Source organism: Skermanella pratensis, from assembly GCF_008843145.1.
Classification (GTDB): Bacteria; Pseudomonadota; Alphaproteobacteria; order Azospirillales; family Azospirillaceae; genus Skermanella; species Skermanella pratensis.
Genome location: NZ_CP030265.1, coordinates 133,944 through 147,500, shown reverse-complemented (window position 1 = coordinate 147,500; position 13,557 = coordinate 133,944). Strand labels below are relative to the sequence as shown.

Below are 13,557 nucleotides of genomic sequence, written 5' to 3'. Positions count from 1 at the left end.
CGACGACCCGTCCGACAGCGTCATCGACGCCAACCTGGTGCATCATCAGGTCCGCAACCTGATGGTCATGGGAAGCGGGGCGTTCCCGACCGGCGCCCCGGCCAACCCGTCCCTCACCATCAGCGCGCTGGCGCTGCGCGCCGCCGAACACCAGCATCGCCCCGGAGGGCGCTCCTCATGATGCGGCTATCCCGAAGGGCCCTGCTCGTCGGAGGCGGAGCCGTCGTCGCCGTCACCGGCTTGGTCGGCGGCTTGGTCGGCGGCGTCGTGGCGAAGAACATCGACCCTGCGGAAAGCCTGATCCGCGCCGTGCTCCGGGACCGTTTCCCGGATATTCAGGTGACCGAGGAGGATCTCAGCCGTTTCGCGGCGGATTACCTCACCCACAAGGTCGCCCCGGAGGAAGTCTGGCTGCTGCGCCTGGCGGGATCGATGCCCGGGGTAAGCTTGAGCCACCAGCTGAGGGATCGCCTTCCGGGCGGCGTGCGCGACAAGCTCGCGGCGTTCGAGAACAGCATCATGAACATGTTCCTGCTGTCGACCGACTTCTTCCTGCGCGGACCTGAAGCCGGGCCGGTCGTGAGCTACGTCGCCTACGCCGATCCCCTGGTGAATCCCTGCATGAATCCCCTGGCCCGCTTCGACGCCTGACGGCAGGCCCGGGCCATTTCACGACCAAGCTTGCGCTGATCTGGTCAGTGCATGTCACCGACCATCAAAACCCTTTTCCTTTCGAGGAAGGCGGAATCGTCAAGTTTCGTCACGGAGGTAGCGTAGCGGTGGGTCCGAAGAGCCGACGCCGCGCAATTCGCCTCCTCCGCGGAACACCATTCCGCCCGGCGCTGCTCGATCAGTTTCGCCGCATGCTCGTTTCGAAGGTAAAAGCGCGTGCGGTCTATGATCACCGGCTGATAATCGTCGCGAAACTCCGGGATCGTGTAGATCTTCGAGTTCACTCCCCAGTGCTGATGAACCTCGATGGCATCCGGCCTCTCCTCGGCCAGGATGGCAGGCAGGGCCCCGTAACCATGCTTGGCCAGCTTGCGGCTCGCCAGGAGGCCGAGGTCGACGACGCGGATCCGATCGCAGCACAGGGCGAGGCCGCCGACATCGGGGGTGGCGAAGGTGACCATGTCCTTGCCGATCAACTGTCTTAGATGATCCACCGCGAGCCCGGTCCTGCGATAGGTTTCGGGTGTCGTGCCGTGGAACTCCGCGACCTCGCCGCCGCTGGACAGTGTCCGCGCCATTTGGGCGATCGGCTGCCTGGCGCTGACGACCCAGCTGAACAGGACCGTAACGGCGCACACCGCGACCAGGATCGGGCGCGCGGACACCGCCCGGGTCGAATCCGCCAGCCTGTCGTAGACGAGCCCGAAAATGAGCAGGACGAAAGGCAGGGCGAGGAACTGCATTCGGCCCACATAGCCCCAGTTCTTCCCGATTAGAATTGCGAACAGCACCACGGCGGCGACAGGGACCGCGAGGGCAAGCAAGTCGTTCCGGACGGTCCCGAGGGCGGAAAGCCGATCGGCCCGCCCGTTCCACGGGACGAGGAGCAGTGCCGATACCGCCAGGACAAGCGGCAGGAGCGTCGCGGTGATCTCGACCGCGGCGATCAGGCGGAGCTTGACGCCCTGAAGGCCCGACAGGCTGTAGGGCACGTGCATCTTGGCATGGACGGGATTCGGGAAGATGTCCCCGAAGACCATGTATCTGACGATCTCATGCAGGACGACAACCGCCAAGCCGGCGGCCGCCAGCAGGATGAAGCTCCGGTACCGCCCGCGGAAGAGGAGCGGCGTCAGCAGCGCCGCGTAGTAGATCATCGCCTCGAAGCGGACCGCCAGAAATACGATGATCGCCACAGCGAGCAGCAGACGGTTCTCCCGGACGTACAGCGCATGAAACAGGGCAAGCCCTGCGGCCGTCAGCAGCGTCATCTCCATGCCATTCGACACTTCCGACACCGCCGGCCCGAACAGGGAGAAGACGAGGAGGATCGCCAGGTTGGTCCGGGAGCGCAGGCCGAGGTCCCGGGCGATCAGCCAGACGAAGACGGTGGCGACGCCGAGGCATAAGCCGGCCGCCACCTGCGAGGCATGGATCGCCCCTTCGAAGCCGGGCCGGAAAAGCGCTATGACGGCGTTGATCAGGAACCAAGCGGTGGACGAGTATCCCTCGACCTGTTCCGACACGGGCGTGAGCGCGATGAGGCCGCTTTCCGCGAAGGTGCGCGAGAAGGCGAGCGTGATGGCTCCGTCGTCCCAGGCATGGACCCCGACCAAGCGGGTGATCAGCGCGATCATGACGATCTGCGCCCCAAGCGCCAGTGCCAGCGGAGCGAACGGCGACCGCGTCATGACGCTCTCTCCGGTTATGGTCGTCGGCGCCAGGGGATCGGTCCGCATTGCCGTCTCGCAGTTGCGTCAGACGCGCGATCCTACGCGGAACACTGGGGATCGGACGCCATGAAATGGGATATCCGTCGAACTCGCCTGGGCTAAGCAGCCCGTCGCGAGCCGGGCGGTGCCTAAGGCGAAGGGTTATGACCCAACACCTTGGAGCCGATCATTCAGGGATCAGGCGGCGATCTGGTTGATGCCGCGGCACCGCGCCTCGAACGCGTCGGAGATGAACTCCGGCCGCTTGTAATAGCCTTTGATCCAGCTCGCCAGCATGCAGAGTTCCTCGAGCTTCACGATCTCGTCGAGCGTGCCGTCGGGAAAGCTGATCTGGAAGCTCTCGGCGATGAACTCCAGCACCTGCTCGACCTGCTCGATGGTGAGCCCCATGTCGGTTTCGAGGGTGGCGGTCCGAACCAGGATCTTCTCGTCGATGCCGAACTCGTCCCGGATCAGCTTCACGATCCAGCGGAACATGTTCATCCAGTTTTTGACGTCTTCTGTGGATCTTGACATGGATTCCATCAACCCACGCCGGGACAGCGGGGCCTCGTTCGGATCGAATTGCCGGCAGGTTAGCGCAATTCCGTTAAAAAAAGTTGTCGGTCCGCTCTCACGAAAGCAGTAAAGGCGCTAGGCGTAAGGTCAGGGAATCCAGCCGGTAAGGCGCCACCACAGGAAATTCAACGGCGTGAGCACGGCCAGGGTGACCAGCGCCAGCGGGATGGACAGGCGCAGGGCCTCGGCGATCCGGACATTGCCAAGCTGGAGGGCCACCACCAGCGGCGGCACCTGGTAGGGAAAGAAGACGACCGAGAAGCCCACCACCTGCGTCATGATGACAGTCACCAGCGGCCAACCCGTCGCACCCGCCAACTCGCCGGCCAGGGGCGACAGGATCGCGGGAACGCCGGGCATGGTCGAGACGATGCCCAGCGCCGCAGCGGCCCCGACCAGGGACGCGAAGTTGAGCGCATCCGCCCCGGGTTCGAGGGGAATGACCCCGAGCAGTCCGGCGCTGAGCACCGCGCCCAGTCCGCTGTGAGTGACCAGGGACGCCATCCCCAGCACGCCGGCCACATAGATCAGCGAGGCGAAATTGACCGACCGGCTGAACTCCGCCGCCGGCACCAGGCCGCTGACCGGCATCAGGCAGACCAGCGCCGCCGCCAGCCCGATCCAGGCGGGGGAGATCCCGTGCAGGAAGTCGGTCGTCCAGAACCCCAGCGTCACCACCAGGATGACCGCCAGGCGGCGCTCCGCCGCGGACAGCGGCCGCCTCTCCGCCGGCCCCGCCACGGGGTCCGGCCGGTCGGGGAACAGCCGGCACAGCAGTGCCACCAGCACGACGCCCTTCAGCAGCCCGGTCACCGGCATGTGGAGCCACAGGTAGCCGCCATAGGTCAGGGTCACCCCGAAGACCGTCTCGACCGTACCGGCCATCACCATGTTGGGAACGTTCGCCGGCAGGATCGCCGCCGGGATCATGTAGGTGCCGAACGCCGCGCCCAGCACCATGGCGGTCCGCCCGCGCCGCCCCGGGCCGAACCCGACGCGGTCGGCCAGGGCCAGGACGATCGGCAGCAGCAGGACGACCCGCCCCATGGTGGAGGGCATCAGGAAGGCGATGCCGCCGGAGATCGCGACCACTCCCGCGATCAGGCGCGGATAGGACGAGGCCAGCGCATCGACCAGCGTCCTGGCCAGCCGTTCGCCCAACCCGGTCCGGGTGACCGCGACCCCGACCACGAGGCCGCCGAACACCAGCCACCAGGCAGTCGACTGGAACCCGGCGAAGATCACGTCCGGCGGCGCGATCCGCGCCAGCATCGCGAGCGTGAAGAACACCAGGGCGGTCACGAATTCCGGCACGACGCCGGTGGCCCACAGCCCGATGGTGAGCACCACCAGCCCGGCCGCCCGCCCCGCCGGCGGTTCCAGGCCGAACAGGGCCGGCATCAGGACCGGCACCGCGGCGAGGATCGCGGCGGCTGCGGCCAGCACGGGCGCAACCGGCAGCGGCCGGCGGACCCGGCCGGAAGCGAGGACGCTCAGGATGCGGCTCCCGCCATGGCGCGGCCGACCTTGGAGGCGTTGGGCCGGTCGAGCTGTTCGGAGATCCACACGCCGGCGGCGGCGACCCGGTCCAGATCGACATCCGTTTCGATGCCGAGGCCGTTAAGCATGTAGAGCACGTCCTCGGTCGCCACGTTGCCGGCCGCACCCTTGGCGTAGGGGCAGCCGCCCAGCCCCGAGACCGAGCTGTCGATCACGCCGATCCCGGCCTCCAGCGTCGCCAGGATGTTGGCGAGCGCCTGGCCGTAGGTGTCGTGGAAATGGACCGCCAGCCGGTCGATGGGCACCGCCCGGACGATCGTGTCGATCAGGTCGCGGGCCTGCCCCGGCGTGCCGACGCCGACCGTGTCGCCCAGCGAGACCTCGTAGCAGCCGAGCTTCATCATGCGCTCGGCGACATCGGCCACGACGCCGGGTTCGACCGGCCCTTCGTAGGGGCAGCCGAGCACGCAGCTGACATATCCCCGGACCCGGATGCCATGGCCCAGCGCGGTATCGACGACCGGCCGGAACCGCTCGAAGCTCTCTTCGATCGAGCAGTTGATGTTCTGGCGGCTGAACGATTCGGACGCGGCGCCGAAGATCGCTATCTCGTCGACACCGGCGGCGATCGCCGCCTCGAGGCCCTTGGCATTCGGCACCAGCACCGGATATGAGACGCCGGCGCGGCGATGGATGCCAGCCAGCACCTCGGCGGTGTCGGCCATCTGCGGAACCCATTTGGGAGATACGAAAGCTCCGGATTCCACGACCGGCAGACCGGCCTCCGTCAGGCGGTCGATCAGCTCGATCTTCATCGCCGCCGGAACGATCCGCTTCTCGTTCTGCAGACCGTCGCGCGGGCCGACCTCGACGATCTTGATCTGGCTCTTCAGTCCGGTGAAGGAGCCGGTCGTTGGATTTGCCATTTCAGGCCTCCGTCATGGCGAACTCGATGCGGAGCTGGCGCCCCGATCCGCGATAAATGGTTCCGGCAGTGAAACAGATCCCCGCCGCCTTGAGTGTCGGCCGCATGCGCATCCCCGACTTCAATCGCCGCGCCGGTCGCTCCGGTGGCTGATGATCGCGCTGAAGCCGAACAGCAGCAGCAGGATTCCCAGCAGGATCTCGCCCGCGGCGATCAGCCGGGAGAATCCGGTATGCGGCTGGATATCGCCGTAACCCACGGTGCTGAGCGTGACCAGCGAAAAGTAGAGGCTCTCCGGAAAGGTGATGTCCCGGGGCCTGCCGTCGATCAGGAAGTTGGGCGGATCGGTGAAGCGGTCGAGGATGGTGTAGAGCGACGCGAACACGATCACCAGCAGCGAATAGAAGGTCAGGAAGGCGAAGGCCGGAACCACCAGCTTCGCGGCGGCCTGGAAGAAGCCCTCGAACAGCAACCCGGTATCCAGAAGGAAGATCGCGATGTCGCGGCTGACGAACAGCACGATCAGCGAGATCGCCGCCATGGCCAGGAAGAACAGCTCGGTGACCGCCATCCGGGTTATGCCGTGGGACGGCGTGAGGAAGGTCAGCGCGCCGATCGCGAAGACCGGCAGCAGCCACAGGAGGACGCGGTCGAACCGGCGGCCCGGGCGGAGCACGTCGGTCAGCACGATGGCCCGGATCGTATGGCGCTTCCACCAGGCGCCGCCCACGAAGGCGGCCAGCGGCATGACGAAGCCCCAGGCTTGCACCATCGGCGTCACCGCCTTGAAGTTACCCTCGACGAACAGGACGAAGATAGAGGCGTAGATGCCGATGAAATTGGCCAGGGCGATGGTGAAGAACTCGCCGCCGGGAAACAGACGGTGAAAGATGTAGACCACCACCGCGACCGACGCGAGCAGCACGAAGGCCAGGTCGCCGGCCACCGTCTTGATCGACAGGGAGATCAGGGCCAGCAGCACGCCGGTGAACACGACGGCGCTCAGGCCGCCATGAAACCGGCTGCGCCTCAAGGAATGTTTCGAGGGCGGTGCTTCCGTATGGTCCGGCATGGGAGACCACCTTTTTCTCGGGGCGTCACACCGGACCAGAGGAAGCTCCCCGCTCCGAGGATACCTGGTTTCGAGGATACCTATACGTGTCGGGTCGCCGGGTCCAGTGCGGCACTGTGTCCGGAACCGCCTCGCCCCTCTCCTGTTGGGTGCTTCTACCGGGTAGGGCCATGCGGAATCGCCCCGCCCCAGTGACAGAGGACACCATGCTGAACCACTTGAGCATCGATCAGATCAAGCAGATCGCAGAGCTTTCCAACGAGTGCCGGGCGATCCGCGACCTTATCCTGAACAAGACGTACCAGAGCGACGTCGACGAGGTGCCCCGAGCCAAGGGCGAGCGCAACCCAAGCTCGTTCGACAGCCTGGAGGTGGTCGAGGCGGCGGATGACAGCGGCAAATACCAGAGGCTGCGCGGCATGATCGCCGATCTGCCGCAGGATGCCCAGATCGAACTCCGGGCGGTGATGTGGGTCGGCCGCGGCGATTTCGCGGCCGGAGAATGGGACAAGGCGATGGCCCGGGCCGATGGCAGCGCCAGCGAGACGGCGATCGACACCATGGCGGAGAAGGCCGACCTGCACGACTACCTGATGAAAGGCCTGTACAAGCTCGACCTGCTCTAGTGTTCCGGCCGATACATCCTTTTCCATGCGTTGGGCCTTAGGGCCCAACCTACGATTGATGGTCCGCATCGCCGACCTGCGGCTAATCGATCAAAAACACCGTGCCGGCGACTACCAGCCGCCGCGCGCCAGCCATTGCTCGACATGGTGGAGCCGGTCGGCGCCCCAAAACGCCTCTCCGTCCACGATGAAGAAGGGGGCGCCGAACACGCCACGCCGGATCGCCTCGTCGGTTTCCGCCCGCAGCCTGTCCTTGACCACGGGGTCCTGGACCCCGGCCGCCACGTCGGCGGCGGCGATCCCCAGCGGCTCCGCGGCCTCGGCGACCTGCTCGGCCGTGGTCATGTCCCGTCCCTCGCCCCAATGGGCATGATAGACCGCCTTGGCGAGGTCGCGGGCCTTGCCCGGATCCCGGCCTTCGAGCCACCAGTAGGCCCGGGACGCCACCAGCCCGTTGAGCGGCACTTTGGCCGGCATGGTCAGCGGCACGCCCAGCAGCCGGGCGAATCGCGGCGCGTCGTGCGACAGGTAGTCGCCGCGTAGCGGCTGCTCCATCACCGGCTTCATGCCGCTGACCTTGAACACCGCCCCCAGCAGGATCGGGCACCAGCGCACCGCGCGGCCATGGCGTTCCGCGATCCCGTCGATCTGGGTGGCCGCGAGATAGCCATAGGGTGAGGCGAAGTCGAAATAGAAGTCGATCGGTGCGGTCATCGGTGCGTTTTCCCCCTGGTTTTCCGAATACCCTATCGGGCTCGGCGGGCCGGGACAAGCACCCTAGACCGGCTTGACCCTGGCGTCGAACGAGTAGCCGAGGCCGCGTTCGGTGCGGATGATCTGGGGCTCCTTGGGGTTCGCCTCGATCTTGCGGCGCAGGCGCAGGATCAGGACGTCGATGCTGCGGTCGAACACCTCCGCCCCGTCGATCCGGGTCAGGTCCAGCAGCTGGTCGCGCGACAGCACCCGCTGGGGCTGCTTCACGAAGGCGGCCAGCAGGGCGAACTCGGCCTTGGTCAGGTCCACGTCGCGTTTGTCGGGCGACGTCAGCCGCTGGGACGTCAGGTCGAACCGCCAGCCCGCGAAGCTCACGGAAGCCCGCAGCCCGTCCGCGCCGCGCGCCGCTCCCTCCCCCACCCGGCGCAGCACGGCCTTGATGCGGGCCAGAAGCTCGCGCGGGTCGAACGGCTTGGTCAGATAATCGTCGGCTCCCAGTTCCAGCCCGACGATCCGGTCGACCGCCTCCCCCTTGCCGGACAGGATGATGACCGGAAGCTGGCTGTCCGTCCGCAGCTGCCGGACCAGCGCCAGCCCGTCGCCGTCGGGAAGCCTGAGGTCGAGCAGGATCAGGTCGACCGGCTCCCCCGCCAGCACCCGTTCCATGGCGGCCCCGGTGGCCGCCAGCGATACCCGGAAGCCCTCGCGGGTCAGGTACTCGGAGAGCATGTCCTGGACCTGTTCGTCGTCATCGACCGCAAGAATATGTGTCACGATACCCGGCCCGGATTGACGATGCTCCCAGGCCGCGGGAAACCCCCGGGCCCATTCCCCGAAAGAGATAGGTCAATGTAAGATCGACACGCAATAGCGGTCGAGACCGGGAGCATGCGTCTTTTTGGATCGGACCGTCAATCCTCGGCGGCGATCTGCCGGCCGATGATCAGACGCTGGATATCGCTGGTCCCCTCGTAGATCTGGCAGACCCGGACGTCGCGATAGATCCGCTCGACCGGGAAATCCTCCAGGTAGCCGTAGCCGCCGTGGATCTGGATCGCATCCGAACAGACCCGCTCGGCCATCTCGGAAGCGTAGAGCTTCGCCATTGCGGCCTCCTTCAGGCACGGGATGCCGGCGTCGCGCAGGGCTGCCGCGTGCAGCACGAGCTGGTGCGCCGCCTCGATCCGGGTCGCCATGTCGGCCAGCCGGAACGACACCGCCTGGTGCTCGATGATCGGCACGCCCATGCTGCGCCGGTCCTTGGCATAGGCCAGGGCATGGCGATACGATGCGCGGGCCATGCCGACGGACTGGGCGGCGATGCCGATGCGCCCGCCTTCCAGGTTGGCGAGCGCGATGCCGTAGCCACGGCCCTCCTCGCCGAGCATAAGGTCGGGGGTCAGGCGGCAGCCCTCCAGCACGATCTGCGCCGTGTCGGAGCAGCGCTGGCCGAGCTTGTGCTCGATCCGGGCGACGTTGTAGCCGGGCGTGCCGGTCGGCACGATGAAGGCGCTGATGCCCCGCTTGCCCGCAGCGGGATCGGTCACGGCGAAGACGATCGCGACTCCGCCGTTCCGCCCGTTGGTGATGAACTGCTTGGTGCCGTCCAGGACCCAGTGGTTGCCGTCCCGCCGCGCCCGGGTGCGGATCGCCGCGGCGTCGGACCCGGCTTCCGGCTCTGTCAGGCAGAAGGCGCCCAGCATCTCGCCGCGCGCCATCGGGCGCAGGAAACGCTCCTTCTGGTCGGGGGTGCCGAACTTCAGGATCGGCATGCAGCCGACCGAGTTGTGCACGCTCATGATGGTGGACACGGCGCCGTCGCCGCCCGCGATCTCCTCCAGCGCCAGCGCGTAGGAGACATAATCGGAGCCGGCCCCGTCCCACTCCTCCGGCACGACCATGCCGAGCAGGCCGAGCCTGCCCATCTCGGCGAGCGCTTCCGCCGGGAAGCGGGAGGTGCGGTCCCATTCCGCCGCGAAGGGGGCCAGACGCTCGGCCGCGAACTGGCGCGCCATGTCGCGCACCATGGCCTGTTCCTCGGTGATCAGCATGTTTCCTGCCCCATATCCTTCCCTTTATCCGTGACGCGGCGCGCGGTCACTTCTATTTCGATTTTCATTCGGGGATCGATCAGGCCGCAGACCACGCAGGTCGCCGCCGGACGTATCTCCCCGAACACCTCGCCCAGCACGGGATGGAGGTCGTCCCAGCAGGACGCGTCGGTGATGTAGTAGCGGGCCCGTACCACGTCCTCCAGGCCGGCGCCCGCCTCGGCCAACGCCGCCGCGATGGTGCGGAAGGTCTGGCGCGCCTGCTCCGCCACGTCGTCGGAGATGGTGCCGGCGGCATAGTCGAACCCGGTGGTGCCGGCGACGAAGATCCAGTCGCCGTCCACCACCGCACGCGAGTAGCCGGCGATCCGCTCGAACTCCGAGCCGCCGGAAATCAGCCTGCGCGCCGTCATTCCCCGGTTCCTCCTTCCGTCAGTTCAGCCGCTCGACCGCCATGGCCGTGGCCTCGCCGCCGCCGATGCACAGCGACGCGACGCCGCGCTTCAGGCCGTGCTTCTCCAGCGCCGCCAGCAGCGTCACCAGGATGCGGGCGCCCGACGCCCCGATCGGGTGGCCCAGCGCGCAGGCGCCGCCATGGATGTTGACCTTGTCGCGGGGCAGGTCCAGCTCGCGCATCGCCGCCATGGCGACCACGGCGAAGGCCTCGTTGACCTCGAACAGGTCGATGTCGCGGGCCTGCCAGCCGACCCGGTCGAACAGCTTGCGCATGGCGCCGACCGGCGCCGTGGTGAACCAGCCCGGCGCCTGGGCGTGGGTCGCGTGGCCGACGATCGCGGCCAGCGGCGTGACGCCGCGGCGTTCCGCCTCCGACCGGCGCATCAGCACCAGGGCCGCGGCACCGTCGGAGATCGAGCTGGAATTGGCGGCGGTCACCGTGCCGTCCGGACGGAAGGCCGGCCTCAGGGTGCCGATCTTGTCCGGCACCGCCTTGCCCGGCTGCTCGTCGCGGGTCACCGTCGCCTTGCCCTTGCGGGTGCGGACGGCATGGGGAGCTATCTCGGCATCGAAGGTACCGTCCTCGACCGCGGCGCGGGCGCGGGTCAGCGAGGCGACCGCGTAGGCGTCCTGGGCCTCGCGGGTGAACTGGTAATGCTGTGCGCAGTCCTCCGCGAAGGTGCCCATCAGTCGGCCCTTGTCGTAGGCGTCCTCCAGTCCGTCCAGGAACATGTGGTCGAGCACGCGGCCGTGGCCCATTCGGTAGCCGCCCCGGGCCCGGTCGAGCAGGTAGGGGGCATTGGTCATGCTCTCCATGCCGCCCGCCACCATCACCGCGTTGGTGCCGGCGGCGATCAGGTCGTGGGCCATCATGGCCGCCTTCATGCCCGACCCGCACATCTTGTTGATGGTTGTGCAGCCGACCGAGTCGGGAATGCCGGCGCCGAGCGACGCCTGGCGGGCCGGCGCCTGGCCCAGCCCGGCCGGCAGCACGCAGCCCATGATGACCTCGTCGACCTGATCCGATGCCAGCCCGGCACGCTCCACGGCGGCGCGGATCGCGGTGGCGCCCAGTTCGGGCGCCGTGGCCGTGGCGAGGTCGCCCTGGAAACCGCCCATCGGCGTGCGCACGGCGGCGGCGATGACGATCGAGTCGCCGGCCGGATATCGGCTGGTCATAGGATTCCCCCTCGGTTGTTCGCTCCGGCTGTTCCGCCGGTCAGGCCCCGATGTGACCCGACAAGCCGCCTCCGCGCAAGCAATCGATGAGGGGAGCCGACCCCCGCAACCCCGATAAGGGCGCCGCTACTTGAGGCGCGGCATCGGGACCGAAGCGCCGCCGCCCCCGGGCGCCAGCTTGGTCTGGATCGGCGAGACCACCACGTCGATGTCGGTCCGCTTGGTGTCGTCCTTCTGGATGCTGATCTGGATCGTCGCCACCCGCTGGTCCCGCACGAAGGAGATCGAGGTGCGGCGGGCGCGCACGATGGCGGTTTCCGCCCAGCCCATCTTGGGCATCTCGGTCCGGTAGAACTGGGTCACCTGGATGACGGAATAGGGCGCGTTGAGGATGACCTGGCCGGTCCAGTCGTCGTCGTTGCCGACCAGGACCGTGTCGTCTATCGCGAAGCTGCTGCTCGGCGGGACCGGGAGCTGGGGAATCGTCAGCACGTCGGGGGGAATGCCCGGAGCGCCGTTGCCCGGAGCGTTGGAGCCGGACGCCGGCGGCAGGGGCTGCGCCAAGGCCGGAAGCGCCGCCGGGCCGGCAAGCCCGGCGAACAGCAGAAAAAGCAACGGGGCGACGGCCGCCGCCCGGCCATGACGAGCCATGATATACCTCAATGAATCTAAACCGTACGGTCCTGGATCGACCAAAAAATCACGACATGAACCCTGACGGTGGAAGCCCGCCGTCCGCCAGTAATCAATAAGGATCATAAATCACAAAAATTCTCCTAATTTGCAAGGCTTGGGCGACGTCCTTCGGACCGGACGCCGAGATCGCCAATTCCGGCCAGGGCCGAAGCTCCGGTCGAAGGTCATATGACCTATTGGCAGTTTAAAAATGTTGCGGAACTCTGCTAAGAATCCGCCACACCAAACGGACTGCTTGAACAAAAGCAGCCATCGAACAGGGAAGAAACGCTCTCAAAAGGAGCTTGAGACTAGATCAGACGGCCCGGAAGAAGGTCGTTCCAGAAAGTCCAAGATTAGGCCTCGGCAGCGCCGGGGCTTTTTTATTGCCGATCGTCTGACTCGCGCCAGCCAGCGGCCACCGCAGCGCGATTTTTTGCTGTGCAGCATCGCCATCGCTCCACCGGCGCCGGACCGCCCGGTCATGCCCGGCGTCAGCGGCAGACCCGCCAGCGCCCCATGTCCAGGTGGAAATGGTCGCGGTGGGCGGCGTTGTAGTCCGGCCCCAGCACGGCGTTGAAGAAGCGGCAGGCGCCGTCGTTCACCTCGCGCAGGAAAGCCCCTTCCGCGCTCCGGGCGTCGCCCCAGTGGCGGGCCAGCGAAACGATGCGGCCGTCGTCCAGCACGAAGCCCCTGATGTCGATCGCGTTGGCGGTAGCGTGCTCGCTGCGCCGGCCCATCGTCCGGCCATAGACGTTGCGGCAGTTATAGGTGCCGACATGGTTGACCCGCGCCACGCCGGTATCCAGGTGGAGCCGTGCCGCCGGATCCAGCACGTGGCGCTCGAACAGGTAGAGCGCCGCAATCAGAGGACAGGTCGCCACGAAGGCGCTGCTGTAGGCGGCCGCGACCTGGCCCACGCGGGCGGTATCGACCAGCCCGCAGCCGTTCTCGACCGGCCGTCGCGGTTGCGGCGACACCTCGATGCCGGCCTTCTCCAGGGCGGCGAAGCAGGCCTCCGGCTCCTCCCTCAGTCCGGCGAGCTGGATTCTCGTGAAGGCGCCCGGCTCCTCCGTCAGGTCGAGCGGTCCCCAAGGCGTCCACGAGGAGGGTACCGTCACGATCCCAGCATAGATCACTGCAGCGGCAGCACCCGCCATGACGCCAGCAAGAAAAAACAAGAACCTGAACATGGCCGTAACATATAGTGGCCCAAACCCCTGCAACCAGATCAGGCAACTCTGACGCGGCTACTCGCCATGCTTTGGACGCATCGCCGCCATAATCAGAGGCAGTCCTTTTTTGTCACGCAGCCCGGGACTAATTATCAGCGTTGAGTGTTGTCCTTCCCGGATGCGCGGGCCGCCGCGGCCCGCCTCGTCCACCACCGGATCCA

At 67.0% G+C, this 13,557-nt stretch carries 15 protein-coding genes (1 of these 15 cut by a window edge); 3 read left to right on the top strand and 12 right to left on the bottom strand.

The genetic code is table 11. The features are described from left to right. Window positions 1-181 carry the 3' end of a GMC oxidoreductase gene (locus DPR14_RS00605; RefSeq protein ID WP_211103884.1) on the top strand. Its footprint begins 1,163 nt before the window's first position, so 181 of the gene's 1,344 nt are visible here — the last part of the coding sequence; its start codon lies off the left edge, out of view; its stop codon occupies window positions 179-181. Continuing rightward, window positions 178-651: a hypothetical protein gene (locus DPR14_RS00600; RefSeq protein ID WP_158043437.1), complete on the top strand. Its 474-nt coding sequence runs from the start codon at window positions 178-180 to the stop codon at window positions 649-651. Before DPR14_RS00605 ends, DPR14_RS00600 begins: the two co-directional genes overlap by 4 nt. Window positions 652-695: 44 nt before the next feature. Here DPR14_RS00600 and DPR14_RS00595 read toward each other — a convergent pair whose 3' ends face one another. The 5 genes from DPR14_RS00595 to DPR14_RS00575 form a co-directional block, all read right to left on the bottom strand. After that, complete coding sequence (locus tag DPR14_RS00595; protein ID WP_158043436.1) at window positions 696-2,411, bottom strand: hypothetical protein; 1,716 nt, start codon at window positions 2,409-2,411, stop codon at window positions 696-698. A 171-nt stretch (window positions 2,412-2,582) separates the two neighbouring features. Further along, the gene (locus DPR14_RS00590; RefSeq protein WP_158043435.1) at window positions 2,583-2,921 is read right to left on the bottom strand and encodes an acyl carrier protein; all 339 of its coding nucleotides are present in this window, start codon (window positions 2,919-2,921) and stop codon (window positions 2,583-2,585) included. 129 nt (window positions 2,922-3,050) lie between these two features. After that, the gene (locus tag DPR14_RS00585) at window positions 3,051-4,409 is read right to left on the bottom strand and encodes an SLC13 family permease (protein ID WP_246148669.1); all 1,359 of its coding nucleotides are present in this window, start codon (window positions 4,407-4,409) and stop codon (window positions 3,051-3,053) included. Window positions 4,410-4,456: 47 nt separating this feature from the next. Beyond that, window positions 4,457-5,389, bottom strand: a complete 933-nt coding sequence (locus DPR14_RS00580) for a hydroxymethylglutaryl-CoA lyase (RefSeq protein ID WP_158043434.1) — start codon at window positions 5,387-5,389, stop codon at window positions 4,457-4,459. 120 nt (window positions 5,390-5,509) lie between these two features. Continuing rightward, on the bottom strand, window positions 5,510-6,421 hold the full coding sequence (locus DPR14_RS00575; protein ID WP_246148666.1) for an ion channel: 912 nt from the start codon (window positions 6,419-6,421) through the stop codon (window positions 5,510-5,512). Between the two features lie 245 nt (window positions 6,422-6,666). Between DPR14_RS00575 and DPR14_RS00570 the strand changes: the two genes are divergently transcribed. Continuing rightward, window positions 6,667-7,086 carry a DUF3775 domain-containing protein gene (locus DPR14_RS00570; protein ID WP_192499201.1) on the top strand — a complete coding sequence of 140 codons (420 nt, stop codon included), beginning with the start codon at window positions 6,667-6,669 and terminating at the stop codon, window positions 7,084-7,086. A gap of 111 nt (window positions 7,087-7,197) precedes the next feature. Here the strand turns inward: DPR14_RS00570 and DPR14_RS00565 are convergent, their stop codons facing one another. From DPR14_RS00565 to DPR14_RS00535, 7 genes are all read right to left on the bottom strand, one after another. Continuing rightward, on the bottom strand, window positions 7,198-7,800 hold the full coding sequence (locus DPR14_RS00565; RefSeq protein WP_158043431.1) for a 2-hydroxychromene-2-carboxylate isomerase: 603 nt from the start codon (window positions 7,798-7,800) through the stop codon (window positions 7,198-7,200). A gap of 63 nt (window positions 7,801-7,863) precedes the next feature. Continuing rightward, the gene (locus tag DPR14_RS00560) at window positions 7,864-8,574 is read right to left on the bottom strand and encodes a response regulator (protein ID WP_158043430.1); all 711 of its coding nucleotides are present in this window, start codon (window positions 8,572-8,574) and stop codon (window positions 7,864-7,866) included. A gap of 137 nt (window positions 8,575-8,711) precedes the next feature. Further along, window positions 8,712-9,851 carry an acyl-CoA dehydrogenase family protein gene (locus DPR14_RS00555; protein WP_192499200.1) on the bottom strand — a complete coding sequence of 380 codons (1,140 nt, stop codon included), beginning with the start codon at window positions 9,849-9,851 and terminating at the stop codon, window positions 8,712-8,714. Next, window positions 9,845-10,264 carry a RidA family protein gene (locus DPR14_RS00550; protein WP_158043429.1) on the bottom strand — a complete coding sequence of 140 codons (420 nt, stop codon included), beginning with the start codon at window positions 10,262-10,264 and terminating at the stop codon, window positions 9,845-9,847. Before DPR14_RS00550 ends, DPR14_RS00555 begins: the two co-directional genes overlap by 7 nt. A gap of 19 nt (window positions 10,265-10,283) precedes the next feature. After that, window positions 10,284-11,486 carry an acetyl-CoA C-acetyltransferase gene (locus DPR14_RS00545; protein ID WP_158043428.1) on the bottom strand — a complete coding sequence of 401 codons (1,203 nt, stop codon included), beginning with the start codon at window positions 11,484-11,486 and terminating at the stop codon, window positions 10,284-10,286. A gap of 126 nt (window positions 11,487-11,612) precedes the next feature. Further along, window positions 11,613-12,137, bottom strand: a complete 525-nt coding sequence (locus DPR14_RS00540) for a hypothetical protein (RefSeq protein WP_158043427.1) — start codon at window positions 12,135-12,137, stop codon at window positions 11,613-11,615. Window positions 12,138-12,655: 518 nt separating this feature from the next. Beyond that, window positions 12,656-13,300, bottom strand: coding sequence for an extensin-like domain-containing protein (locus tag DPR14_RS00535; RefSeq protein WP_246148664.1), 645 nt, complete (start codon window positions 13,298-13,300; stop codon window positions 12,656-12,658). Window positions 13,301-13,557: the final 257 nt, after the last annotated feature.

What these genes read in the sequence shown, in the direction of transcription:
- DPR14_RS00600 (WP_158043437.1), top strand. Translation starts at nt 178, where the DNA reads ATGATGCGGCTATCCCGAAGGGCCCTGCTCGTCGGAGGCGGAGCCGTC.
- DPR14_RS00590 (WP_158043435.1), bottom strand. Translation starts at nt 2,921, where the DNA reads ATGTCAAGATCCACAGAAGACGTCAAAAACTGGATGAACATGTTCCGC.
- DPR14_RS00570 (WP_192499201.1), top strand. Translation starts at nt 6,667, where the DNA reads ATGCTGAACCACTTGAGCATCGATCAGATCAAGCAGATCGCAGAGCTT.
- DPR14_RS00550 (WP_158043429.1), bottom strand. Translation starts at nt 10,264, where the DNA reads ATGACGGCGCGCAGGCTGATTTCCGGCGGCTCGGAGTTCGAGCGGATC.
- DPR14_RS00580 (WP_158043434.1), bottom strand. Translation starts at nt 5,389, where the DNA reads ATGGCAAATCCAACGACCGGCTCCTTCACCGGACTGAAGAGCCAGATC.
- DPR14_RS00595 (WP_158043436.1), bottom strand. Translation starts at nt 2,411, where the DNA reads ATGCGGACCGATCCCCTGGCGCCGACGACCATAACCGGAGAGAGCGTC.
- DPR14_RS00545 (WP_158043428.1), bottom strand. Translation starts at nt 11,486, where the DNA reads ATGACCAGCCGATATCCGGCCGGCGACTCGATCGTCATCGCCGCCGCC.
- DPR14_RS00540 (WP_158043427.1), bottom strand. Translation starts at nt 12,137, where the DNA reads ATGGCTCGTCATGGCCGGGCGGCGGCCGTCGCCCCGTTGCTTTTTCTG.
- DPR14_RS00555 (WP_192499200.1), bottom strand. Translation starts at nt 9,851, where the DNA reads ATGCTGATCACCGAGGAACAGGCCATGGTGCGCGACATGGCGCGCCAG.
- DPR14_RS00565 (WP_158043431.1), bottom strand. Translation starts at nt 7,800, where the DNA reads ATGACCGCACCGATCGACTTCTATTTCGACTTCGCCTCACCCTATGGC.